20 protein-coding genes are annotated in these 23,191 nt (G+C 63.2%); 11 read left to right on the top strand and 9 right to left on the bottom strand.

The features are described from left to right. Positions 1 to 192: 192 nt before the first annotated feature. On the top strand, positions 193 to 747 hold the full coding sequence (locus tag NKJ94_RS21725) for a DUF4142 domain-containing protein (RefSeq protein WP_352527659.1): 555 nt from the start codon (positions 193 to 195) through the stop codon (positions 745 to 747). A gap of 241 nt (positions 748 to 988) precedes the next feature. After that, on the top strand, positions 989 to 1,231 hold the full coding sequence (locus tag NKJ94_RS21720; RefSeq protein ID WP_352527657.1) for a polymerase: 243 nt from the start codon (positions 989 to 991) through the stop codon (positions 1,229 to 1,231). A gap of 118 nt (positions 1,232 to 1,349) precedes the next feature. Here NKJ94_RS21720 and NKJ94_RS21715 read toward each other — a convergent pair whose 3' ends face one another. Continuing rightward, the gene (locus tag NKJ94_RS21715) at positions 1,350 to 2,210 is read right to left on the bottom strand and encodes a DUF1236 domain-containing protein (RefSeq protein ID WP_352527655.1); all 861 of its coding nucleotides are present in this window, start codon (positions 2,208 to 2,210) and stop codon (positions 1,350 to 1,352) included. 202 nt (positions 2,211 to 2,412) lie between these two features. Here NKJ94_RS21715 and NKJ94_RS21710 point away from each other — a divergent pair, with 202 nt between their 5' ends. The 4 genes from NKJ94_RS21710 to NKJ94_RS21695 all read left to right on the top strand — a co-directional run bounded on the left by NKJ94_RS21710 (position 2,413) and on the right by NKJ94_RS21695 (position 5,764). Next, a complete protein-coding gene (locus NKJ94_RS21710) occupies positions 2,413 to 2,712 on the top strand; it encodes a DUF1236 domain-containing protein (protein WP_352527653.1) in 300 nt (99 codons plus the stop codon). Positions 2,713 to 3,075: 363 nt separating this feature from the next. Further along, positions 3,076 to 3,930 carry a MetQ/NlpA family ABC transporter substrate-binding protein gene (locus tag NKJ94_RS21705; protein WP_352527651.1) on the top strand — a complete coding sequence of 285 codons (855 nt, stop codon included), beginning with the start codon at positions 3,076 to 3,078 and terminating at the stop codon, positions 3,928 to 3,930. Positions 3,931 to 4,029: 99 nt separating this feature from the next. Continuing rightward, the gene (locus NKJ94_RS21700; RefSeq protein ID WP_352527649.1) at positions 4,030 to 5,127 is read left to right on the top strand and encodes a methionine ABC transporter ATP-binding protein; all 1,098 of its coding nucleotides are present in this window, start codon (positions 4,030 to 4,032) and stop codon (positions 5,125 to 5,127) included. Further along, positions 5,108 to 5,764 carry a methionine ABC transporter permease gene (locus tag NKJ94_RS21695; RefSeq protein WP_352527647.1) on the top strand — a complete coding sequence of 219 codons (657 nt, stop codon included), beginning with the start codon at positions 5,108 to 5,110 and terminating at the stop codon, positions 5,762 to 5,764. Before NKJ94_RS21700 ends, NKJ94_RS21695 begins: the two co-directional genes overlap by 20 nt. 419 nt (positions 5,765 to 6,183) lie before the next feature. Here the strand turns inward: NKJ94_RS21695 and NKJ94_RS21690 are convergent, their stop codons facing one another. Both NKJ94_RS21690 and NKJ94_RS21685 read right to left on the bottom strand, forming a co-directional pair. Beyond that, positions 6,184 to 7,869: a hydantoinase B/oxoprolinase family protein gene (locus NKJ94_RS21690; protein ID WP_352527645.1), complete on the bottom strand. Its 1,686-nt coding sequence runs from the start codon at positions 7,867 to 7,869 to the stop codon at positions 6,184 to 6,186. A gap of 1 nt (position 7,870) precedes the next feature. Beyond that, positions 7,871 to 9,955 carry a hydantoinase/oxoprolinase family protein gene (locus NKJ94_RS21685; protein ID WP_352527643.1) on the bottom strand — a complete coding sequence of 695 codons (2,085 nt, stop codon included), beginning with the start codon at positions 9,953 to 9,955 and terminating at the stop codon, positions 7,871 to 7,873. 217 nt (positions 9,956 to 10,172) lie between these two features. Here NKJ94_RS21685 and NKJ94_RS21680 point away from each other — a divergent pair, with 217 nt between their 5' ends. From NKJ94_RS21680 to NKJ94_RS21660, 5 genes are all read left to right on the top strand, one after another. Next, a complete protein-coding gene (locus NKJ94_RS21680) occupies positions 10,173 to 11,000 on the top strand; it encodes a ferredoxin--NADP reductase (protein WP_352527641.1) in 828 nt (275 codons plus the stop codon). Between the two features lie 161 nt (positions 11,001 to 11,161). Further along, complete coding sequence (gene deoC / locus NKJ94_RS21675; protein WP_352527640.1) at positions 11,162 to 12,217, top strand: deoxyribose-phosphate aldolase; 1,056 nt, start codon at positions 11,162 to 11,164, stop codon at positions 12,215 to 12,217. Between the two features lie 16 nt (positions 12,218 to 12,233). Beyond that, positions 12,234 to 14,606 carry an aldehyde dehydrogenase family protein gene (locus NKJ94_RS21670; protein ID WP_352527638.1) on the top strand — a complete coding sequence of 791 codons (2,373 nt, stop codon included), beginning with the start codon at positions 12,234 to 12,236 and terminating at the stop codon, positions 14,604 to 14,606. A gap of 173 nt (positions 14,607 to 14,779) precedes the next feature. After that, positions 14,780 to 15,511, top strand: coding sequence for an SDR family oxidoreductase (locus NKJ94_RS21665; protein ID WP_352527636.1), 732 nt, complete (start codon positions 14,780 to 14,782; stop codon positions 15,509 to 15,511). A 28-nt stretch (positions 15,512 to 15,539) separates the two neighbouring features. Further along, positions 15,540 to 16,385, top strand: a complete 846-nt coding sequence (locus tag NKJ94_RS21660; protein WP_352527634.1) for a fumarylacetoacetate hydrolase family protein — start codon at positions 15,540 to 15,542, stop codon at positions 16,383 to 16,385. A 172-nt stretch (positions 16,386 to 16,557) separates the two neighbouring features. On the opposite strand, the gene NKJ94_RS21655 is transcribed toward NKJ94_RS21660, so the two are convergent. The 6 genes from NKJ94_RS21655 to NKJ94_RS21630 all read right to left on the bottom strand — a co-directional run bounded on the left by NKJ94_RS21655 (position 16,558) and on the right by NKJ94_RS21630 (position 23,107). Beyond that, entirely contained in the window at positions 16,558 to 17,556 is a 999-nt protein-coding gene (locus NKJ94_RS21655) for an ABC transporter ATP-binding protein (protein WP_352527632.1), read from the bottom strand. 15 nt (positions 17,557 to 17,571) lie between these two features. Further along, a complete protein-coding gene (locus NKJ94_RS21650) occupies positions 17,572 to 18,633 on the bottom strand; it encodes a Gfo/Idh/MocA family protein (RefSeq protein WP_352527630.1) in 1,062 nt (353 codons plus the stop codon). Positions 18,634 to 18,873: 240 nt separating this feature from the next. Beyond that, positions 18,874 to 19,713, bottom strand: a complete 840-nt coding sequence (locus NKJ94_RS21645) for a carbohydrate ABC transporter permease (protein WP_352527628.1) — start codon at positions 19,711 to 19,713, stop codon at positions 18,874 to 18,876. 8 nt (positions 19,714 to 19,721) lie between these two features. Then, positions 19,722 to 20,645 carry a carbohydrate ABC transporter permease gene (locus tag NKJ94_RS21640; protein ID WP_352527626.1) on the bottom strand — a complete coding sequence of 308 codons (924 nt, stop codon included), beginning with the start codon at positions 20,643 to 20,645 and terminating at the stop codon, positions 19,722 to 19,724. A gap of 243 nt (positions 20,646 to 20,888) precedes the next feature. Continuing rightward, the gene (locus NKJ94_RS21635) at positions 20,889 to 22,145 is read right to left on the bottom strand and encodes an ABC transporter substrate-binding protein (RefSeq protein WP_352527624.1); all 1,257 of its coding nucleotides are present in this window, start codon (positions 22,143 to 22,145) and stop codon (positions 20,889 to 20,891) included. A gap of 2 nt (positions 22,146 to 22,147) precedes the next feature. Then, positions 22,148 to 23,107 carry an N-acetylmuramic acid 6-phosphate etherase gene (locus tag NKJ94_RS21630; protein ID WP_352527623.1) on the bottom strand — a complete coding sequence of 320 codons (960 nt, stop codon included), beginning with the start codon at positions 23,105 to 23,107 and terminating at the stop codon, positions 22,148 to 22,150. Positions 23,108 to 23,191 lie beyond the last annotated feature (84 nt).

Genomic DNA, 23,191 nt, shown 5'->3' with positions numbered 1-23,191 from the left:
CCTGATGGCCGTGCGCCAGGTGCAGGACCGGTTTGTGATCTCGGCCGAAGTGGCCGCTGCCTTGTATGCGCCGATCAACACCGAGGCGCGGGGGGGGGGCGCCGCCCCCCCCCCCCCCCCCCCACCAGGCAACCTCGCCGCAGCTTCCGCGTTGAGCCATCGGAGGGATGACATCAGCCTCGGAGAACTCCCATGAAAGCACTTCTATCCATCACTGCGGCAGCGATGATGGCCGGCGCGCCTTTGGCTGCTTTTGCCCAATCGGCGACGCTGACGCCTCTGACGACCGACACCATGAGCAAGGTTGACACCGCGACGTTCGTGAAGACGGTGCCCATCGCCAATGCGTTTGAAATCGAGTCGAGCCGACTTGCACAGAAGCAGGCGACGGCCGACGATGTGAAGGCCTTCGCGGCGCAAATGGTCACGGACCACACCAAGGCCGGCGAGGACTTCAAGGCGGCGCTCGGCAAAGGTCAGACGACGTCGGCCACCGCGCCGGCCGGCTCGCCGCTGGACACCAAGCACCAGGCGCTGCTCGACCAACTCAAGGAGACCAGCGGTGACAGCTTCCAATCGAAATATATCGACATGCAGACCCAGGCGCATAAGGAAGCGGTGGCGCTGTTTTCCACATATGCAAATTCCGGCGATGACCTGGCGCTGAAGGAGTTCGCCAAGAAGACGCTGCCGGTGCTGCAAATGCACGAACGTCATGTCAAGGAACTCGCTGCCGCCCATCAATGAGAGCGCAGGCAGTTTCGCCGACAGAAGACGCGCCACTCCGGCCGGAGTGAAGTGGCTGTCGTCGGGCCACACAGCCGGGAACAAAGCACCGAGAGTGCCGTTATTTACCCGCTTATTCGGGAGGATCCAATGAAAGGCGGCATTCGCGAGGCGCCAAGGACAGTAGCGCCGGCTTTCGGCGCCGTCCCGGTCGCCGCTGTCACAGGCTGAAATCACTTTCCAGCCGGGACAGGTTGCCTCAATGCGCTACGGCGAGATATTTGCAAACGCAACAGCACTCTTGTTGCTGGCGCTAATGATTGGCGGCATCTTCGTGTTGTTTGGAGAACCGCTGTGGCCGCGGCACTACGCGAGAATGGTGCTGGTCACGAATATTGATGCCATGGCCACCGCGTCAGTCCGAACAAGCTGCGCTCCAAGTCCATGCCTGCCCGACACCATCGATCAGACCATGCTGGCTCCTCGCCCCGAGGACGGACCGTGATCTGCGATTTGCAGACGCTGCAACGCTGTGGAGCGGGATGCGGTAAGGCCCGCCGCGCAAGTCGCGCCGCGGGCCTTACCGGTGCAGTCAAACGGTCTTGCAAACCGTCTGGCTACAACTAGGTCAGGATAAGCACGATCTTGTAGGTATTCGGATCGACGATGATGATTCGGCCGTCGGCCAGCACGAAATATTCATAGGATTCGTAAGCCGGGACGATCTTGACGATGCGCGCCGGCAGACGATGCAGCCGGACCTTCTTCCGCGGAACCTCGATGCCGACAGAGATGTCGAAATCGACATTGGCAACCGGTTCGACCTTCGTCTCCTTGATGACCTGAGTAATCTCAGTCTTCTGTTCAACGGTCACATTGCTGATGGAAGCGGTCGAACTCTGGTCTTGCGTCTGCGTGGAGGCGTTGCCCTGAGTCTGCTCGGTAGTGGTGGTCCCAGTCTTGCCCTGAGCCTGCTCCTCGGTCTTCATTTTCGTGTTGCCTTGGGCCTGCTCGGTGGTGGCGGTTCCGGTTTTGCCCTGGGCTTGCTCGTCGGTTTTCATTTTGGTGTTGCCCGTGGCCTGCTGGTCAGTCGTAGCGCCAGCCTTGCCCTGGGCTTGCTCGTCGGTCTTCAGCTTCGGTTTGCCCGTGGCCTGCTGGTCAGTCGTGGCGCCAGCCTTGCCCTGAGCTTGCTCGTCGGTCTTCAGCTTCTTGTTGCCCTGGGCCTGCTGGTCAGTCGTAGCGCCAGCCTTGCCCTGAGCTTGCTCGTCAGTCTTCAGCTTCGGTTTGCCCTGCGCCTGCTGATCAGTCGTGGCGCCGGCCTTGCCCTGAGCCTGCTCGCCCGTCTTGGCGCCGCTCTGGCAATTGGCAGTGCCGGCTGCACAATTGGCGCCGGACTGGTCGTCGGCCGACTGCTGCGTCTGGGCAAGTGCTGCCCCGCAGCTGACGCTGATTGCTAGCATGCTGGTGATCAGAACGCCTTTCATGAGAGATCTCCTTGGAAAATGCGTCCCTTCACCGAGTAAAACTGCGGCTCAAAAACTTTGTTCCAAACTAATGGAGCGAAACGGCAAGTGATCCGATTGGCGGAACAAGCTCTATCCGATGGCGTTACCGGCCTAGCGACCCCGCTGCGAACGGCATGGTGCAGCGCAGCGCAGAGGTGGCTCACGACGAAAGGAGATAATCATGAGAATGCATCTTTCCGCGGCCGCGGCCGGGTTCTTGCTGCTCGCGGGCGTCGGCGCCGCTGCCGCCCAGGACGTGGTCATCGAACCGCAGCAGGAAACGGTCGTACGCGAGTATGTCAAAAAACAGCCTCTGGCGTCCGTCCAGCTTCCCGGCGTGGAACTCAATGTCGGCTCGACCTTGCCCGACACCGTCGAGCTTCATGAAGTTCCCAACGTCAAATACCGCTATGTCGTCGTCGACAACCAGACCGTCCTGGTCGATCCGGGCACGCGCAGGATCGTGAAGGTCATCCAGTGAGCAAAGCGCGTCGCTCTTTGAAGGGACATGCGGCGCGTCCTGCATTGTCGACACCCAAACCGCTGCCCGTCCTGGGCAACTCGGACGCAGAAAGGCCCGCCGTTTCGACGCACGGCGGGCCTCATAGCCGAGTCGACGCCCGGATAACTTCTGAACCAGCTTTGGCTTGAGGCGCATGATCCCAGCACGCCAGGGACGGCAGCGTCCTGTGCTCGCCAGACAAGAAACTTTGAGAGAATATTCCCGGCTTCGCATTTGGCGGGAAATACGGTTCTTTGATCTGACGGTCAGCATTTCCGATGATGCCGGCAAGGCTTCGCACTCCGCCTGGCCGCAACGACTTCAGAACCGACGGGATTGATCATGTCTGGGAATATCAACACTTTGCTTCCATTCCTCTCAGCAACTATAAACCGGCGCGCCGGCCTGGCCGTACTTTTTGCATCGGCGGTTGCGATTGTCGGCCTGGCTGCGTCCGGTTCGTCGTTCGCCGAGGACAAGAAGGCGATCAAGGTCGGCATCATGAGCGGCGAGGATGAGGACGTCTGGCGTGTCGTCACCGCCCAGGCGGCGGAGAGAGGCCTGACGGTCGAGACCGTGGTGTTCAACGACTATACCCAGCCGAACGAAGCGCTGGAGCGTGGCGAAATCGACGCCAACGCCTTCCAGCACAAGCCCTATCTCGACAATCAGATCAAGACGCAGGGCTATCATATCGTCCCCGTCGGCTATACCGGGGTCTGGCCGATCGGCCTCTATTCCAAGAAGTACGCGAAGGTTGCCGACCTGCCCGAAGACGCCGTCATCGGCGTGCCGAACGACCCGTCCAACGAAGGCCGCGCGTTGCGCGTCTTGCAGAGCGAAGGCCTGATCAAGCTGAAGGACGGCACCGGCATACTGGCAACGACCACCGACATTTCTGAAAACCCGAAGAAGCTGGTCATCAAGGAGCTCGACGCCGGCATCGTCGGGCGCTCGGTGGAAGATCTCGACGGAGCCGTGGTCAATACGGATTGGGCGTTGAAAAGCGGGCTTGGTCCGGAAAGCCGCATCGCCCAGGAGACGGTGGCCGACAACCCCTACCGCAACTTCATCGCGGTCAAGGCCGGCAACGAAAACCAGCCATGGGTAAAGACATTGGTCGCCTCCTATCAGAACGAAAAGGTGAAGGCCGAATTCGACCGGGTCTACAAGGGAACCGGCATCAGCGCCTATTGATGTCGAACCGGGCATTGAGGCTCGGGCTATGGGAAAAAGCGGTCCGCGTTCCAACGCGGACCGCGATCGCGTTTGCGGATCGCCGAGACAGGAACTTTCATGAACCAGCATTTCGCCTCGGTCACCGAAGTCGTGCATCCCGTCGAGAGCCGTTCCGCGGGATCGGACTATGTTGTGCGCCTCATCGAGCTGAAGCGGCGTTTCGGCGCGACAGCGGCGCTCGATGGCGTGTCGCTCAGCGTGCGCAAGGGCGAGATCCTCGGCATTATCGGCCGAAGCGGCGCCGGCAAATCGACGCTGATCCGTTGCCTCAATGGGCTGGAACGTGCGGATTCAGGACAGGTTTTCATCGAAGGCAGCGAGATCAGCCGGCTCGGCGAGCGCGAATTGCAGCCGCTGCGCCGGCGGATCGGCATGATCTTCCAGCATTTCAACCTGCTGTCCGCCAAGACGGTCGAAGACAATGTAGCGCTGCCGCTCAAGATCGAAGGCCGGCCCAAGGCCGAACGCCTGGCGCGCGCGGCCGAACTGCTCGAGCTCGTGGGCCTGTCGGAGAAGGCGAAAGCCTATCCGGCGTCACTGTCGGGCGGACAGAAACAGCGCGTCGGCATTGCCCGTGCGCTTGCGGCACGCCCGGCGCTGCTGCTGTCGGACGAAGCGACCTCGGCGTTGGACCCGGAGACGACGCGCTCCATCCTTGCCTTGCTCAGGGACATCAACCGGCAGCTCGGCCTGACCATCCTTCTCATCACCCATGAGATGGAGGTGATCCGTTCTATCGCCGATCGCGTCGCGGTGATCGACGCGGGACGGATCGTCGAGCAAGGGCCGGTGTGGTCGGTGTTTGCCGATCCGAAGTCGGAGATAACACAAAGCCTGCTCGGCGGCATCCGACCGCGATTGCCGGCGGAGATCGCAAGCCGGCTAACGCAGAACACGGGCGGCGAGGCTATCCTCAGGATCGACGTGGCGGGCGACGCCGCGCGCGGCCCGCTTTTGTCCGACCTTGCCGCAGCGGTTTCCGGCTCGTTCCGCCTCGTGCACGGCGGCATCGATCACGTCCAGCAGCAGCCTGTCGGGACGCTGTTCGTAGCGGTCGCGGGCAGCGATGAACATCATCTGGCACAGGTGATCGCGTTCTTGAAAGCCCACAATGCGCGGGTGGAGGTGCTTGGCCATGTCGACGGTTCTGTTTGAGCTCCTGCTTCGTTCGATCTGGGAAACCATCCTGATGACGGCCGCTTCCGGCCTCATCTCGCTGGTTTTCGGGCTGCCGCTCGGCCTGGCGCTGGTCGCCACCGACCGTGGCGGCATTGCCGAAAACCGCTGGGTGAACCGTGCGCTCGGCGCTGTGATCAACGGCTTCCGCTCGGTGCCGTTCATCATCCTTTTGGTCGCGCTGATTCCGGTGACGCGGCTGATCGTCGGCACCTCGATCGGCACATGGGCTGCCATCGTGCCGCTGTCGATCGCGGCGACGCCCTACTATGCCCGCATCGCTGAAGTGTCGCTGCGCGAGGTCGACCACGGGCTGATCGAGGCGGCGCGCGCCATGGGCGGCAACCGCTGGACGATCATCCGAGAAGTGCTGGTGCCGGAAGCGCTGCCCGGCATCGTCGCCGGCTTCACGGTGACGCTGGTGACGCTGATCGGCGCCTCGGCCATGGCAGGTGCCATCGGTGCCGGCGGGCTCGGCGACCTCGCCATCCGCTATGGCTACCAGCGCTTCGAGACCAGCGTCATGGTCGCCGTGGTCATTGTGCTGATCATCCTGGTCTGCGGCATCCAATGGGTCGGCGACCGGCTGGTCGCGAGGCTGGATCATCGGGCATAGCGGTGCGCAGCGGTTGTTTGGGCGATATGCCAGCACCCGGTGAAACTGTCACTGCCGGTCCGGCTTCTCCACCGCGCTCAGCGCCGCCAAGCCTTGTAGAGGCGGCTCTCCAGCTTGGAGATATAGCTGGATCAGTTGCTCATCCTCTGCGCGCTTATAGGCTAGCGGAATACCTCTGATCTGAGCAGGCATATCCCAGTCGGGCGGCCGGTCGTTTGGCGAGAACCATTTGCATCGCCGAACTTCGACCCAATTCCGGCGAATTGACAAACAGTTGTCGAGGCCGTCGTCTGCGTAGCCGAACTCTACACCGCAACAAGAACATATATTATGGCTGGGTTCTCGTCCGTTCTCGCCCCACGGCAAATCAGGAGACTGATCGAGGCCGCAGATACGGCATTTGAATTTGTCTTGTGGATTCATTTGATCCCGAACATGTCCCTGGCTTGCTCGGCGGTATAGTATCCTAGCCTGATATCCTGAGCGACCAATTCCGGGTCACGCTGCAAGGGATCGCCATAGCCGCCGCCGCCCGGCGTGCCGACGCGCACGCGGTCGCCGGCTTTCAGCGCGATGTCCTGCTCCTTGGAGAGATGCGGCGGCACATGGGCTTCGCCGTCGCGGAACACGGTCACCGTATTGACCGCGCCGTCCTTGCCGCCGAGGGCACCCTGCGGGCCGAAGCGGCCATGGTCCATGACGAAGGAGGCGCGGGCGTCGCCGCGCAGGATCTCGACCTCATAAGTGAGGCCGAAACCGCCGCGATGCTTGCCCGCGCCACCCGAGCCCTCGCGCAGGGCATAGTGGCGATAGAGCACCGGAAAGGCCTGTTCCATGATCTCGACCGGCGGCGATTTGGAAATGCCGATGGTCGAGCAGCCATTGGTCAGGCCGTCGTGACCGGCATTGCCGCCATAGCCGCCGCCGGAGATCTGGTACATGACGTAATCGCGGCCGCGCGCCGGGTCGTTGCCGCCGAGCGCGAAATTGCCGCTGGAGCCGGCGGGAGCCGCCGTCACCCTGTCCGGCAGCGCCTGCACCATCGCCGCGAATACCGCCTCGGCGATGCGCTGCGAAACCTCGGCCGCGCAGCCCGACACCGGGCGCGGATATTTGGCGTCTAGGAAGGTGCCTTCCGGTCGCTTGACGATGAGCGGCTCGAAGGCGCCGGCACTGATCGGCACATCCGGGAAAATGTGACGCATGGCGAGATAGACCGAGGACAAGGTCGTCGCCAGCACGCTGTTCATCGGCCCGGCGCAAGGCTTTGACGAACCCGCGAAGTCGAAGGTCAGCGTGTCGCCCTGCTTCTCCACCACAAGCGCGATGGTCAGCGGCTCGTTCACCACCCCGTCGGAATCGACGAAGGCCTGCGAGCGATAGATGCCGTCGGGAATGGCCGATATGTTGGCGCGCATCTGTTCGGCGGCGCGGCGGCGCAATTCGGCGATCGCCTCGATGACCGTTTCATCTCCGTAACGATCCAGGATACCGTTGAGCCGATCCTGGCCAATCAGCAGTGCTGCCGCCTGCGCCCGGATGTCGCCGATGCGTTGGTCGGCGACGCGGATGTTCGAGCAGATGATGGCGTAGATCTCGCGATCGAGCACGCCCTTCTTGAACAGTTTCACCGGCGGCAGCCGCAGGCCTTCCTGTTCGACCGCCGTAGCCGAGGCGGAGAAGCCACCGGGCACCGAGCCACCAATGTCGGGCCAATGGCCGGTGTTCGACAGCCAGCAGAAAATTTTTCTGTCCCTGTAGACCGGCATGGCGAAGCGCACATCCATCAGATGCGTGCCGCCGAGATAGGGGTCGTTGACGATGTAGATGTCGCCGGGCTCCGGCGGCAGGCAGCGGCCGTCGGCGATCATCTCGATCACCGTTTTTGTCGAATACTGCATGACACCGACGAACACCGGCAGGCCCTGGCTGCCTTGCGCGATCAGCGAACCGTCGACGGCCGAATAGATGCCGTCGGAGCGGTCATTGGCCTCGGCGATAACAGGCGAGAAGGCGGCGCGCGAAAACGTCAGGTCCATCTCGTCGCAGACCTGCTGCAGCGCCGCCTGAATGACCGAAAGTGTGATGGCGTCGAGCTTTTCCATCTCAGGCCTCACCAATGTCGATGATGATGTTGCCGTCGGCGTCCGATCGCGCCCGGTCACCGGGCTCGAGCACCGTTGTTGCGTCCATCTGTTCGAGGATCGCCGGCCCTTCGATGATGGCGTCGAGCGGCAGTTTTTCCCTGCCATAGACGGGCGTGTCATGCCAGCGGCCGCCATACCAGACCGGCCGGATCTCGCGCCGTGCCTCATCGAGCGTTTTGGCCCGGCCAGCCGGGTCGATCAGCCGCGACAGATCGATCGCCGGCCGCACGCCGGTCACCGAGGTGTTGAGGTTGACCAGATTGGCACGGATTTCCGGCAGCTCGACCTTGAAGCGGGCAAAATAGGCCCTCTCGAACAGTTGCTGCAGTACCTCGCGTGTCACTGCGGACGACGGCAGCGACACGTTGATGATATGCGTCTGGCCGACGAACTGCATGTCGGCGGAATGCGTGATGCGGATCGTTTCCGGCTTCACCGCTTCCTTGCCGATAAGCTCCTCGCCTTCGTTTCGGTGCCGTTCCAATATAGCGTGAAGCTCGGTTTCGTCGAGATTGGCCACCGGCTGGTTGACCGTGTTGACGAAATCGTGCCTGAGATCGGCGACGACGCAGCCGAGCGCATTGGTGATGCCCGGCCGCGCCGGCACCAGCACTTTTGGCAGGCCGAGTTCGCGCGCCAATGCCGTCGCATGCAGCGGCCCGGCGCCGCCGAAGGCGAACAACGTGAAATCGCGCGGATCGTGGCCGCGTGACACCGAGACCATGCGGATAGCGCCGGCCATCTTCATATTGCCCAGCCGCAGCACCGCTCCCGCCGCCTCGACGCCGGACAGCCCTGTGGCGCGGCCGATCCTGTCCTCGAATATGCCGGTGACACGTTTGACGGTGACCGGGTTTTCGACAGCAAGCAGCTTTTTCGGCGCCAGCCGGCCGAGCACCAGATTGGCGTCGGTGATGGTCGGCTCGCTGCCGCCGCGCCCATAGCAGATCGGCCCGGGATTGGCGCCTGCACTTTCCGGGCCGATCTGGATCAGGCCTGCCGCATCGACGCGGGCGATCGAGCCGCCTCCGGCGCCGACCGTGTGCACCGCCACCATCGGCACGTGAATCGGCATCGCATATTCGATCTCGATCTCGTTCGACACCGCCGGTTCGGCATCGCGGATCAGCGCCACGTCGGTCGAGGTGCCGCCCATGTCGTAGGTGACCAAGTTTTCGAAGCCGGCGCGCTTGCCGGTATAGGCGGCAGCAATGACGCCGGAAGCGGGGCCGGACATGACGGTCTTGGCCGATTCACGTGTGACAAAGCGGGCCGAGATCATGCCGCCATTGCCGTTCATGATCAGGAAGTCGCGGGCGTAGCCTTTTGACGCCAGTTCCTTGCGCAGCCGCTCGACATAGCGCTCGAGGATCGGCTGCACCGAGGCGTTGACCGAAGCGGTGACGCCGCGCTCGAATTCGCGCGCTTCCGACAGCAGCGCATGGCCTGACGTGATGTAGCCGTTCGGCCAAAGCTCGGCGGCGATCTCGGCCGCCCGCCGCTCATGCGCCGGGTTGGCGTAGGAATGCAGGAAATGAATGACGAGGGATTCGCAGCCGGCCTCGATCAGCTGTAAAATCGCTGCCCGCATCTCGGCCTCGTCGAGCGGGATGCGCACCGCGCCCGAGGCCTCTATCCGCTCCGACACTTCGAGCCGCAGATTGCGCGGAATGATCGGGACGAAGGTGCCCGTCATGCTATAGGGCTGCGGCCGTGTCCGCCGGCCAAGCTCGATCACGTCGCGAAAGCCGCGCGTGGTGATCATGCCGGTCTTCGCCAGCCGGCGCTCCAGCACCGCGTTGGTGGTGGTCGTCGTGCCGTGCACGATGAGGTCGATGCCGTCGACCGGAAAGCCGGTGGCGCCAAGCGCCGAAACGACGCCGAAAGCCTGGTTGTCGACCGTGGTCGGAGTCTTGGCGATATGCACCCTGCCACCGTCACGGCCGTCGATCAGAAGCAGGTCGGTAAAGGTTCCGCCGACATCGATGCCGGCGACGACGCTGCCCGCCGAATCCAGAGCTTGCGCCGAAAAATTCTGTTCCATTGTCGAAACCCGAAATGCCCGAACTGCTTACATGCCTCAGTTTGGAAACCTGTTTTACGGCGGCGTCTTGACGCAAATATCGTTTGTATACTAATAAATTCCGGACACAAGAGCTTACCGCTTCGGAGTGTGCAAGGGCACGCAGGAACCTGACCGGTTCGGGCGCGCAGGTGAAGATTTGGCGCCAGCGCTGAGCTGGTCCAGAAGGTTAGGTTTGATGAACACCACATCCGCGTTCAACACCGCCGGCGCGCGACCGCTGCAGTTTCCCATACCGGCTAATGTCTACGCCGAAACCGTGGTTTCGGTGAAGCACTATACCGACCGGCTGTTTTCGTTTCGCATCACGCGGCCGCAGTCGCTGCGCTTCCGCTCCGGCGAGTTCGTCATGATCGGCCTGCCCAACGCCGAGAAGCCGGTGTTCCGCGCCTATTCGATCGCCAGCCCGTCCTGGGACGACGAACTCGAATTCTTCTCGATCAAGGTACCGGACGGTCCGCTCACCTCGGAGCTGCAAAAAATCCAGATCGGCGACACCGTCATCATGCGGCAGAAGTCGACCGGCACGCTGGTGGTCGACGCGCTGACCCCGGCCAAGCGCCTGTTCATGATCTCGACCGGCACCGGCATTGCGCCCTTCGCCAGCCTGCTGCGCGATCCCGATACCTATGAGAAATTCGAGCAGGTGGTCCTGACCCACACCTGCCGCGACAATGCCGAGCTCACCTATGGCCAGGAACTGGTTGCGGCGCTGGAGAACGATCCGCTGATCGGCGAGCTGACCGGCGGCCGCGTCACGCTCTACAATTCGACGACGCGCGAGACCTCCGAGCGCATGGGCCGCATCACCGCGCTGATCGGCTCGGGCAAATTCTATAACGATCTCGACATAGACAAGCTCAACCCCGAGACCGACCGCATCATGATCTGCGGCTCGATGCATATGCTGAAGGACGTCAAGGAGCTGGCTGAAAGCCTCGGCTTCCATGAAGGCTCGCTGCATCATCCGGCTAGCTTCGTCGTCGAGCGCGCCTTCGTCGGCTAAAGCTGCGGCGCTTCGGTGCCCGATTTCCTAGATTTGGTTTTGACCATATGGTCAAAAGCAGCTGTCTTTGCAGCCTTTTTCCGCTATGACCGCTTGAAGGACTCGTGAAGCGCTGCTTCACGGTCTATCTTCGGCATAAGTCGCTGAACAAGGGGCAGGAGATGAGCAGCACAATCCGCGAAACCGATCTCGGTGCCGGCGCGTCCAAGATCACGCCGCTGCCGGCGCGCGCCGCCGCCAATGCACCAATCCCGCAAGCCCATGGCATTGCTCGCAATCCCGGAATGAGGCTCGATCTCGGCTTCATGGAGTCGATGCGCAGTGTCAACCGCTCGGCGCTGGAGCGTCGTGTCGCCAGCCTGACCAAACGACGCTCGATCAAGGCCGACGACCAGGCGGCCTGGCTGCTGCGCGCCGTCGCCTGCATGGACCTGACGACGCTGAACTCGAACGATACCGACGAGCGCGTGCGCCGGCTCTGCGCCAAGGCGGTCAATCCGTTTCGTCGCGACATTGCCGAAGGGCTTGGCATTACTGGAGAAAAGATCCGCCCGGCGGCGGTCTGCGTCTATCACCCCTTCGTCGCCACTGCCGTCGATGCGCTGCGCGGCACCGGCATTCATGTCGCCGCTGTTTCAACCGCCTTCCCGCACGGCCTTGCGCCTCTGTCGACGCGCCTGCAGGAGATCGAGGCTTCGGTGAGGGATGGCGCCGACGAGATCGATGTCGTCATTCCGCGCGGCCTGGTTTTCGGGGCGAAATGGCAGGAACTCTATAACGAGATCGTCTCGATGCGCGCCGCCTGCGGTGAGGCACATCTGAAGGTTATTCTCGGCACCGGCGATCTCGCCACGCTGCGCAACGTCATGCTCGCCTCGATGGTGGCGATGATGGCGGGCGCCGACTTCATCAAGACCTCGACCGGCAAGGAAAGCGTCAACGCGACGCTGCCGGTAGGCCTTGCCATGGTGCGCGCCATCCGCGCCTATTTCGAAGAGACCGGCTATCTCATCGGCTTCAAGCCGGCCGGCGGTATTTCCACCGCCAAGGCTTCGCTCGACTGGCTGGTGCTGATGAAGGAAGAGCTTGGCCGGCCGTGGCTGGAGCCGGAGCTGTTCCGCTTCGGAGCGTCGAGCCTGCTGACCGACATCGAGCGCCAGCTCGAGCATCATCTGACCGGCCACTATTCGGCCAATCATCGCCACGCGATGGTGTGATTTTCGGGAGCGCTCCATGAACATTCTCGAACGCTACCACGCCATGGACTATGGCCCGGCGCCGGAAGCCCGCAACGAGGCCGATGCGTGGCTCGCCGCGCGGGATTTCGGCAAAGCGTTGTTCATCGGCGGCGACTGGAAGGCAGCCGCAGGTGGCAAGACCTTCGACACCAGCGATCCGTCATCCGGCAAATTGCTGGCCAAGGTCTCGGATGCCGGGGCTGCTGATATCGACGCGGCGGTTTCGGCCGCCGCAAAAGCGTTGCCGAAATGGAGCGCCAGCTCCGGCTACAGCCGAGCCAAAGTGCTCTACGCCATCGGCCGCGCCATGCAGCGCCACCAGCGGCTGTTCGCGGTGCTGGAATCGATCGACAACGGCAAGCCGATCCGCGAAAGCCGCGACATCGACGTGCCGCTGGCCATCCGTCATTTCATCCATCATGCCGGCTGGGCGCAGGCGCTGGGCAGGGATTTTCCAGGCCATAAGGGCGTCGGCGTCGTCGGCCAGATCATCCCCTGGAATTTCCCGCTGCTGATGCTGGCCTGGAAGATTGCGCCGGCACTCGCCGCGGGCTGCACAGTGGTGCTGAAACCGGCCGAGTTCACGCCGCTCACCGCCATCCTGTTCGCCGACATCTGCGAGCGTGCCGGTGTGCCGAAGGGCGTCGTCAACATCGTCCAGGGCGGGCCGGAAGCAGGCGCGGCAATCGTCAAACATCCCGGCATCCAGAAGATCGCCTTCACCGGTTCGTCCGAGGTTGGCAAGATCATCCGCAAAGCCACGGCCGGCTCGGGCAAGAAACTGTCGCTTGAGCTCGGTGGCAAATCGGCCTTCGTCGTCTTCGAGGATGCCGATCTCGACAGCGCCGTCGAGGGATTGGTCGACGGCATCTGGTTCAACCAGGGCCAGGTCTGCTGCGCCGGCTCGCGCCTTCTGGTGCAGGAAGGCATCGCCGATGCCTTCATCGCCAAGGTGAAGACACGGATGAGCCGGCTGCGCGTCGGCAACCCGCTCGACAAGAACACCGATATCGGCCCGCTGGTCGACTTGACGCAGCTCGATCGCGTCAAGGGGCTGGTCGCCGAAGGCGCCAAGCAGGGCGCCGTCTGCTGGCAGCCGGACGTGGCGCTGCCCTCCTCCGGCTATTACCATCTGCCGACGCTGGCAACAGGCGTTTCGCCGGCTAATATCCTGGCGCAGGAGGAGGTGTTCGGGCCGGTGCTGGCGACCATGACCTTCCGCAACACCGAGGAAGCAATCGAGCTCGCCAACAACACGCGCTACGGCCTGGCCGCCTCGGTATGCAGCGAGAACGTCAATCTTGCCCTCCACGTCGCGCCGCAATTGAAGGCCGGCGTCGTCTGGGTCAACGGCACCAATATGTTCGACGCCGCCTGCGGCTTCGGCGGCTATCGCGAGAGCGGCTTCGGCCGCGAAGGCGGGCGCGAGGGCATGTTCGAATATCTCTCGGCAAAGCTGCCGCTCGGCCCGGTCATCAAGCCGGCTGTGGCCACACCTCAGCCCGTAGAGCGCTCCGAGGGCGACGCCATCGACCGCACGGCGAAGCTGTTCATCGGCGGCAAGCAGGTCCGACCGGACGGCAATTATTCGATTGCCGTCGCCACCACCAAGGGCAAGCTTGCCGGCGAGGTCGGTCTCGGCAACCGCAAGGACATCCGCGACGCCGTCGCTGCCGCGCGGGCCTGCAAGGCCTGGCCGGAGGCGACCGCCTACAATCGCAGCCAGGTACTTTACTATCTGGCCGAAAATCTTTCCGGTCGCACCGATGAATTTGCCGCACGCCTCAGCCAACTCACCGGCGCCACCGCCAAGGCGGCGCGTGAGGAGGTCGACCAATCGATCGAGCGGCTGTTCCTCTATGCCGGCCTTGCCGACAAGTTCGAGGGCCGCGTCCACCACCCGCCGGCCCGTGCCGTCACGCTGGCGCTGCACGAACCGGTCGGCGTCGTCGCAATCGTCGCTGCGGATAACGCGCCCTTGCTTGGCCTGATCTCGCTGGTGGCGCCGGCGCTTGCCATGGGCAACACCGTGGTCGCGGTGCCGTCCGAAAGGTACCCGCTGCTTGCCACCGACCTCTACCAGGTCATCGAATACTCCGACGTTCCGGTAGGCGCCATCAACATCGTTACGGGCCGTAGCGCCGAGCTGGCCGGCGTGCTGGCCAAGCACGACGATGTCGACGGGCTTTGGGTATTCGCCGATGCCGACACCTGCGCCAGGGCCGAAGCCGAGTCGGTCGGCAACCTCAAGCGGGTCTGGACCGGCAATGGCCGCAGCATCGACTGGACGTCGAGCGAAGCCGCCGGCGATGCCTTGCTGCGCCGTGCGGTCGAGGTCAAGAACGTCTGGGTGCCCTACGGCGACTGAGTTTCCCGCTCAGCGGGGACGTCCGGGCTTGACGGGCCAAAAGATGTTCTTTACCGAGAAAAAACATTTGGCCGGCAGGCGAATATCGAAACAGGCGACATCATAGGGCCTGTCTGGCACATTGCGCCTTGGCCGTATGCCGGTAAAAACCGGCGGCCACAGAGGAGACAAGCATGGCGGATCTGACAGGCAAGGTCGTTGTCGTCACGGCGGCGGCACAAGGCATCGGCCGGGCGAGCGCGCTGGCTTTCGCCAAGGCAGGCGCCGTCGTCCATGCCACCGACATCAACGAGGTGGTGCTCGCCGACCTCGGCAAGACGCCCGGTATCAAGACCCGCAAGCTCGACGTGCTGAACGACGAGGCCGTGACGTCGGCCTTCGCCGAGATCGGCGCCGTCGACGTGCTGTTCAACTGTGCCGGCTTCGTGCATTCCGGCTCGATCCTCGAGATGAAGGACGGCGATCTCGACTTTGCCTATGATCTCAACGTCCGCGCGATGATCCGCACCATCCGCGCCGTGCTGCCCGGCATGCTGGAGCGCGGCGACGGCTCGATCATCAACATGGCGTCGCTGGCCAGTTCGACCAAGGGCGTGCCGAACCGCTTCGTCTATGGGCTGACCAAAGCAGCCGTCATCGGCCTGACCAAGTCGGTCGCCGCCGATTATGTCGGCAAGGGCATACGCTGCAATGCGATCTGCCCGGGCACCGTCGAAAGCCCGTCGCTGCAGGACCGCATGCATGCGCAGGGCGACTACGAGGCAGCGCGCGCCGCCTTTATCGCGCGCCAGCCGATGGGCCGCCTCGGTACGCCCGAGGAAATCGCCGACCTCGCCGTCTATCTCGCCGGCGCCACCTATACGTCGGGGCAGGCTTATAATATCGACGGTGGCTGGTCGATCTAAGCTCATCTCATTCAAGGAGAGGAATTCTATGAAATTGCTGCGCTATGGCGAGGCGGGGAGCGAACGCCCCGGCCTGCTCGATGCGGATGGAACGATCCGCGACCTCTCCGCCCATGTCACCGACATTGCCGGCAAGGCGATCGACCCGGCATCGCTTGAGACATTGTCGAAGCTCGATCCGAAATCGCTGCCCGCCGTTTCCGGCAAGCCACGCCTCGGCGCCTGCGTCGCCGGCACCGGCAAATTCATCTGCATCGGCCTCAACTATTCCGACCATGCCGCCGAAACCGGCGCCATCGTGCCGCCGGAGCCGATCATCTTCATGAAGGCAAGCTCGGCCATTGTCGGGCCGAACGACGACGTGCTGATCCCGCGCGGCTCGGCCAAGACCGACTGGGAAGTCGAGCTCGGCGTGGTCATCGGCAAGACCGCGAAATATGTCACCGAGGCCGAGGCGCTGGACTATGTCGCCGGCTACTGCGTCGCGCATGACGTTTCCGAGCGCGCCTTCCAGGCCGAGCGGCAGGGCCAGTGGACCAAGGGCAAATCGTGCGACACCTTCGGGCCGATCGGCCCGTGGCTGGTGACCAAGGACGAGGTGAAGGACCCGCAGAACATCCCGATGTGGCTGAAGGTCAACGGCAAGACAATGCAGAACGGCTCGACCAAGACCATGGTCTATGGTGTGGCCTATCTGGTTTCCTATCTCAGCCAGTTCATGTCGCTGCATCCAGGCGACATCATCTCCACCGGCACACCGCCCGGCGTCGGCCTCGGCATGAAGCCGCCGGTCTTCCTGAAGCCCGGCGACGTCGTGGAACTCGGCATTGAGGGACTCGGCCAACAGAAGCAGACGTTCAAGGCGGACGCGTAGGCGCTTCACTTTGGCAAGTTTCCGCCGCCCCTCATCTGCCTGCCGGCATCTTCTCCCCGTATAGTGACGGGGAGAAGGACGAAGCTCCAGCGCTGACGCCCCCCTCTCCCCGTCTCTATACGGGGAGAGGGTAGGGGTGAGGGGCAGCGCCTGCCTACGCTAAGCCGCGATCCTACTTCAGCACCTTCCCATCCGCTCCGAACCGATAGGTCTTTGCCGGATCCGGCGTCGCGTAAAGCGTGGCGCCCGGTTCGGCGTTGTAGACGCCGAAGATGCGCACGGTGATCAACCCGGCCTTCTCGCAGTCGAGATAGAGGTTGGTGTCGGCGCCGAGATGCTCGGCATGGACGACCGTGCCCTTCCAGGCACCGGATTTGGGATCGACCGTCAGATGTTCGGGACGGACGCCGATGGTCTTGGCTGTCTCGCCCAGCCTGGCGCCGTCGACGAAATTCATCTTTGGCGAGCCGATGAAGCCGGCGACGAACTCATTAGCCGGCGAATTGTACAACTCCATCGGCCCGCCGATCTGCTCGATCTTTCCCGCATTGAGCACGACGATCTTATCGGCCAGCGTCATCGCCTCGACCTGGTCGTGGGTGACATAGATCATCGTCGCCTTCAGCCGGCGGTGCAGCTGCGCGATCTCCAGCCTGGTGTTGACGCGCAGTGCGGCGTCGAGGTTCGACAGCGGCTCGTCGAAGAGAAAAAGCTTGGGCTCACGCACCACGGCGCGGCCGATGGCGACGCGCTGGCGCTGGCCGCCGGAGAGCTCGGCCGGCCGCCTCGAGAGGTAGGGCTCCAGCGAAAGCATCGAGGAGGCGATGCCGATGCGGCGGTCGATCTCGGCCGCCGGCGTGCCGGCCTGCTTGAGGCCGAGGCCCATATTGTTCTTCACCGTCAGATGCGGATAGAGCGCATAGGTCTGGAACACCATGGCGATGCCGCGCTTGGCCGGCGGCGTTGCCGAGACGTCCGCGCCGTCGATCACCACACGGCCTGAGGTCGAGTCCTCCAGCCCGGCAATGACCCTCAGCAGCGTTGATTTCCCGCAGCCGGATGGGCCGACGAAGACAACGAATTCGCCATCCGTCACTTCGAGGTTGATGCCCTTCAGCACCTCGACCGGTCCGAAGGCCTTTTTGACATTCTCGATGTTCAGCGAGCCCACAATATCGTTCCTAGCTTAGAGTTTGACGGCGGCGCCACTGCGCACGCTCTCGTCGGCGGCAAGGCAGACGGCGAGCGACTTCACCGCGTCGTCCATGTGGCGGGAGAGATCCAGATCCTCGCGGATCGCCTTCAGCACAAACGCCTGTTCGAGATCGCAGAGGTCCTGATGGCCGGGCTCGCCTTCCATCGACAGCATCTCATCCGGCTTGGCGAACTTGCCGTCCGCGCCGGTTGCCGCACTGTGCAGGCGGATGGTCGAGGTCTTGGTGTGGGTGTCGATGTCGTCGGACCTGACGCCCTCTTTCATGACGATCGACACGCAGCCATTGGGCGAGATCACGTCCTTCACGAAGAAGGCCGTCTCCGAGATCATCGGCCCCCAGCCGGCTTCGTACCAGCCGACCGAACCGTCGTCGAACAGCACCTGCAGATGACCGTAATTATACATCGTGGGCGCGATCTCCTCGGTCAGCCTCAGCCCCATGCCGCGCACCTCGACCGGCCTGGCGTCAGTGATCTGCAGCATCACGTCAAGATAATGCACGCCGCAATCGACGATCGGCGACGTCGTCTGCATCAGCTGCTTGTGCGTCTCCCAGGTGTGTCCGGAGGATTGCTGGTTGAGGTTCATGCGGAACACGTAAGGGCCGCCGAGCTTGCGCGCCTCGGCGATCAGCCGGATCCAGGACGGGTGATGGCGCAAGATGTAGCCGATCACCAGTTTTTTGCCGTTGGCCTTGGCTGCCGCGACCACGCGTTTCGCATCCGCCACCGTGGTCGCCAGCGGCTTTTCGACAAAGACATGGCAGCCGGCCTCGAACGCCTTGACCGCGTAGTCGGCATGGCTGTCGGAATAGGTGGCGACGCAGGCGACATCAGGTTTTTCATCGCGCAGCGCCTCGTCGAAGGAACGCCGAATGCCGTAGGTCGAAAGTCCTTCCGGCAGCGGCACGTCTGAACGGTTGACCAGTGCCGCGATCTCGAACCCCGGATTGGTGTGATAGGCCAGCGCATGGCTGCGGCCCATATTGCCGAGGCCGGCGACGACAATGCGAAGGGGTTTTTCAGAACTCACCTGACCACTCCGGTATTCGAGTTGCTCTCGTCGAGGTCGCGTCACCCCACCCGGCGCTTCGCGCCGACCTCCCCATCGAGGGGAGGTAAGGGGCTGGCGCCGTCACCGCCGTCGGGAGATTTCCCGCATGGCCATTTTGCCCCCCGACATGTTGGCGCCCTACCTCCCCTTGATTAGGAGGTCGGCGCGAAGCGCCGGGTGGGGTGATACGCACGCCGGCGACAGACTTGATTCCCTCTTTCACTTGACCGCTCCCGAGGTGATGCCGCGGATCAGCTGCCGCGAGAAGATGACGTAGAGGATCAGCACCGGCATGATCGCCAGCGACAGTGCCGCCAGGATGGCGTTCCAGTTGGTGACGAACTGGCCGAGGAACAGCTGGGCGCCGAGCGTCACCGTCTTGGTCTCCTCCGACGGCGCCAGGATCAGCGGAAACCACAGATCGTTCCAGATCGGGATCATGGTGAAGACGGCGACCGTTGCCATCGATGGCCTGACCAGCGGCAGTACCAGCCGAAAGAAGATGGTGTATTCGGACAGTCCGTCGATGCGCCCGGCATTCTTCAGATCGTCGGAGACCTGCTTCATGAACTCCGACAGGATAAAGACGGCGAGCGGCAGGCCTTGCGCCGTATAGACCAGAATGAGCGCCGTCAGCGTGTTGACCAGCCCGCTCGCCACCATCAGCTGCAGGATGGCGACGGTGCCGAGGCGGATCGGGATCATGATGCCGAGCGCGAGGTAGAGCCCCATCAGTGAGTTGCCGCGAAAGCGGTATTCCGACAGCGCAAACGCCGCCATTGCGCCGAACAAAAGCACGAAGAACAGCGAGGCGACGGTGACGACGAGGCTGTTTTGGAAATAGTGGATGAAGTCGCCCTGGCCGATCACCGTGCTGTAGCCGATCAGGTCGAAGGTTTTCGGCGTCGGCGGCGTCAGCGGCGCGCCGAAGATGCCCGCGCGGGATTTAAACGAATTCATCACCACGAGGATCACCGGAAACAGCGCGATAGCGGTGTAGGTCAAAAGGATCGCATGGGCGCCGATGGTGCGGGGCAGCGAACGGGTTGCCGTGCTCATGTCGCGCCTCAGAACTGATAGCGACGCAAGCGCGTCTGTACGAGGAACAGATAAACGCAGACGCCGCCAAGAATGATCAGGAACATCATCGTGGCGATCGCCGCGCCCATGTTGGGATCGCCGACCTGCAGCTGGAAGCCGAAGAAGGCGCGGTAGAGGAAAGTGCCGAGGATATCGGTCGAATAGTTCGGTCCGGCCAACGCGCCTTGCGCGGTGTAGATCAGGTCGAAGGCGTTGAAATTGCCGACGAAGGTCAGGATCGAGATGATGCCGATCGACGGCAGGATCAGCGGCAGCTTGATCTTCCAGAATTGCGCCATGCCGGTGATGCCGTCGCATTCGGCCGCTTCGATCACCTCTTCGGGAATGGACAGCAGTGCCGCGTAGATCAGCATCATCGGGATGCCGACGAACTGCCACACCGAAATCAGGCTGAGCGCGGTCAACGCATATTGCGCCTTGCCGAGCCATGGCGTGAACAGGCTTTTGAGGCCGACGAGATCCATCATATGCGGCGCCACGCCCCATAGCGGCGACAGGATCAGCTTCCAGGCGAAGCCGACGATGACGAAGGACAGGATCGTCGGCACGAAGATCGCCGTGCGGTAGAAGGCGGAAAACCGCAATCTGGGGCTGGACAGAAGTGCGGCCAAAAGGACGCCGATCGGGTTCTGCACGAGCATGTGGATGATGAAGAACCAGACATTGTTTCTGAGCGCGTTCCAGAAATTGACCGACCAGTTGGGATCGCCGAACAGCATGCGGAAGTTCTCCAGCCCGACGAACACCTGCGACTGGTTGATGTTGCGGAACAGGGAGAGCTGCAGCGTGCCGGCCAGCGGCAGGATCATGATCGCCGTATAGACCAGCAACGCCGGCGCCAGGAAGACGCCGATGTGCCAGCGGAACGGTCTTTTCGGTGTTGCGGCCATGAGTTCGGTCCCCGCCGATCAGGTTCTTGCAATTGCCGGCAAAAAGAGCGCGGCGTCTCCCTCCCCCCTCGAGGGGAGGGTGCCTCGCGAAGCGAGGCGGGTGGGGTCGGCCGAGGCAGCGCGCCAGCGTCGTTCGACCGTGCCTTTCAGCAACGATCAAGCCGCGGCCTGCCTCGACCGACCCCCTCTGTCGCCTTCGGCGACATCTCCCCCTCAAGGGGGGAGACAACGCTTCGCCGAGCCTTACTTCGCCGGCTTGTACCAGCTGTCGAGGCCGTCCTGCAGCTTCTTGGCGGCAGCTTCCGGCGTGTCGGTGCCGTTGATGACGTTGGCCGATTCAACCCACGTCTCGTTCTCGAGGTTCGGCGTGCCGCGCGACAGGATCTGGTAGGTCGAGCGGATCGTCGACTTGCACTTGCCGCGCCAGGAGACGAATTCCTGTGCCAGCGAGTCTTCCATCGTCACCGGGGTGTTGTTCAGGCTGAAGAAGCCCGGCAGTGCGTTGGCGTAGATGGTGGCGAAATCCGGCGAGGCCACCCAGGACAGAAAGGTCTTGGCCGCATCGGCGTTTTTCGACGCGGCATTGAGGCCCATGCCGATATCGGTGTGGTCGGAGATGTAGCAGGTGTCGCCGGCCTTCTGCACCGGCGGCGGGAACGCGCCCATCTTGAACTGCGCCTGCGTGTTGAACAGGCCGATTTCCCACGAGCCGGCCGGGTAGATGGCGGCGCGGCCGAGCGTGAACAGGTTCTGGCTGTCCGGATAGGTCTGCGCCTCGAAGCCGTCGCCGAGATAGTCCTTCCACTTGGCCAGTTCCTTGAAGGGCTCGACCCACTGCGGGTCGGTCAGCTTCTGCTCGCCCTTGATCAGCGCCAGGCGGCCTTCCTCGCCCTTCCAGTAGTTCGGGCCGATGTTCTGGTACCCCATGGTCGCGGCTTCCCAGAGATCCTTGGTGCCCATCGCCATCGGAATGTAGGTGCCGTCGGCCTTGATCTTGTCGAGCGCGGCGTAGAACTCCTCATTGGTCGTCGGCACCTTGATGCCGAGCTTGTCGAAGGCGTCCTTGTTGTAGATGAAGCCGTGGATGACCGAGGCCATCGGCACGCAGAAGCTCGACTTGCCGTCGTCGGTCTGCCAGGCGGCCTTGGCGACGTCGGAGAAGTTCTCCATGCCGGGCAGCGTCGAGATATCGGCCAGGTTGCCCTTCTTGAAGAGCTCCAGCGATTTGTCGAACGGGCGGCAGGTGATCAGGTCGCCGGCAGAGCCGGCGGCGAGCTTGGCGCCGAGGGCCGCGTCATATTCGGTCGGCGCCGATGGCGCGAACACCACCTTGATGCCCGGGTTCTTGGCCTCGAAGGCCGGGATCAACTTGTCCTTCCAGATGGCAAGGTCGTCGCCGCGCCAGCTTTCGATGTTGAGCGTTACGTCGGCATAAGCCACCCCGGCGGAGCCGAGAATGCTGGTGCCGAGAAGAAGTGCCGTCAGTAGCTTCGTTGTCATGCTCAGTCTCCCTGTTGACCTTTTTCAGGTTCGGTTTTGATGAGAACAGAGGCATTGCGCCCCTTGCTCCCCTCGATCGCGGAAAGCGCCGGCCGCAGCTTGTGGCCGGTCCCTTCCAGTATCTTCTCGGCCGCATCGGCGCTGGCGGCGCCGGCGGCGAGCAGAATGGCGGTCTTGACGACGCCGCCGCTCTTTTCGAGCAGGCGCGCCGCCTCGTCCTTGTCGCGCCCGCTGATGGCGGCGACGATGCGTGCGGCGCGATCGCGCAGCTTGATGTTGTCGGCCATGAGGTTGACCATGTAGCCATCATGCACATGGCCGAGATGGATGGCGGCGAGCGTCGACAGCATGTTGAGCGCAATCTTCTGGGCGGTGCCGGCGCCCATGCGCGTCGAGCCGGCTATCAGTTCCGGCGGCGTTTCGAGCAGGATGGCGATGTTGGCCAGCCGCAGCAGCGGCGCATCCCTGTTGTTGGCGATGGCGATGGTCGCCGCACCTCGGCGCCCGGCTTCCCCGATCGCCCGCACCGCATAGGGCGTCGAGCCGCTGGCCGAGACGGCGATCAGGCAGTCGCCCTTGCCGATGCCGGCGGCGACGACCGCAGCCGAGGCTTCGTCGGTATCGTCCTCCGGCCCGCCGGCCAGTGTGTTGAAGGCGTCATCGCCGCCGGCGATCAGGATGGCGATGCGCTCGCGCTGGATGCCGAAAGTGCCCGGCAGCTCCAGCGCATCGGCCAACGCCATCAGGCCTGAACTGCCTGCCGCCGCATAAGCGAGTTTGCCGCCGCTTTTCAGCCGGTCGGCGATGATTTCGGCTGCGGCGGCAATGGCGGCAATGGCGCCGTGCACGGCCTTGGCGGCCTCGATCTGCGCATTGGCCAAAGAGGAAAGGATAGCCTCCGGGGCCTGGATATCCAGGCCCTCGGCATTCTGGTGAAGCGCTTCGGTGCGCGTTTCGGCCATCCGCTTTCCTCCAATCCAGAAAACAATACCAAAAAAATACCACTTGTCCACACGCATTAATGAAATCCTTGCGCGGGGCAGGCC

This window comes from Mesorhizobium sp. M0060, assembly GCF_040323155.1.
Taxonomy (GTDB): domain Bacteria; phylum Pseudomonadota; class Alphaproteobacteria; order Rhizobiales; family Rhizobiaceae; genus Mesorhizobium.
This window is presented reverse-complemented; position numbering and strand designations above follow the sequence as displayed.

Coding starts and splice junctions, on each gene's coding strand:
- NKJ94_RS21700 (WP_352527649.1), top strand. CDS start 4,030: ATGAACCAGCATTTCGCCTCGGTCACCGAAGTCGTGCATCCCGTCGAG.
- NKJ94_RS21705 (WP_352527651.1), top strand. CDS start 3,076: ATGTCTGGGAATATCAACACTTTGCTTCCATTCCTCTCAGCAACTATA.
- NKJ94_RS21680 (WP_352527641.1), top strand. CDS start 10,173: ATGAACACCACATCCGCGTTCAACACCGCCGGCGCGCGACCGCTGCAG.
- NKJ94_RS21690 (WP_352527645.1), bottom strand. CDS start 7,869: ATGGAAAAGCTCGACGCCATCACACTTTCGGTCATTCAGGCGGCGCTG.
- NKJ94_RS21720 (WP_352527657.1), top strand. CDS start 989: ATGCGCTACGGCGAGATATTTGCAAACGCAACAGCACTCTTGTTGCTG.
- NKJ94_RS21665 (WP_352527636.1), top strand. CDS start 14,780: ATGGCGGATCTGACAGGCAAGGTCGTTGTCGTCACGGCGGCGGCACAA.
- NKJ94_RS21725 (WP_352527659.1), top strand. CDS start 193: ATGAAAGCACTTCTATCCATCACTGCGGCAGCGATGATGGCCGGCGCG.
- NKJ94_RS21635 (WP_352527624.1), bottom strand. CDS start 22,145: ATGACAACGAAGCTACTGACGGCACTTCTTCTCGGCACCAGCATTCTC.
- NKJ94_RS21645 (WP_352527628.1), bottom strand. CDS start 19,713: ATGAGCACGGCAACCCGTTCGCTGCCCCGCACCATCGGCGCCCATGCG.
- NKJ94_RS21685 (WP_352527643.1), bottom strand. CDS start 9,955: ATGGAACAGAATTTTTCGGCGCAAGCTCTGGATTCGGCGGGCAGCGTC.
- NKJ94_RS21660 (WP_352527634.1), top strand. CDS start 15,540: ATGAAATTGCTGCGCTATGGCGAGGCGGGGAGCGAACGCCCCGGCCTG.
- NKJ94_RS21630 (WP_352527623.1), bottom strand. CDS start 23,107: ATGGCCGAAACGCGCACCGAAGCGCTTCACCAGAATGCCGAGGGCCTG.
- deoC (WP_352527640.1), top strand. CDS start 11,162: ATGAGCAGCACAATCCGCGAAACCGATCTCGGTGCCGGCGCGTCCAAG.
- NKJ94_RS21670 (WP_352527638.1), top strand. CDS start 12,234: ATGAACATTCTCGAACGCTACCACGCCATGGACTATGGCCCGGCGCCG.
- NKJ94_RS21715 (WP_352527655.1), bottom strand. CDS start 2,210: ATGAAAGGCGTTCTGATCACCAGCATGCTAGCAATCAGCGTCAGCTGC.
- NKJ94_RS21710 (WP_352527653.1), top strand. CDS start 2,413: ATGAGAATGCATCTTTCCGCGGCCGCGGCCGGGTTCTTGCTGCTCGCG.
- NKJ94_RS21640 (WP_352527626.1), bottom strand. CDS start 20,645: ATGGCCGCAACACCGAAAAGACCGTTCCGCTGGCACATCGGCGTCTTC.
- NKJ94_RS21695 (WP_352527647.1), top strand. CDS start 5,108: ATGTCGACGGTTCTGTTTGAGCTCCTGCTTCGTTCGATCTGGGAAACC.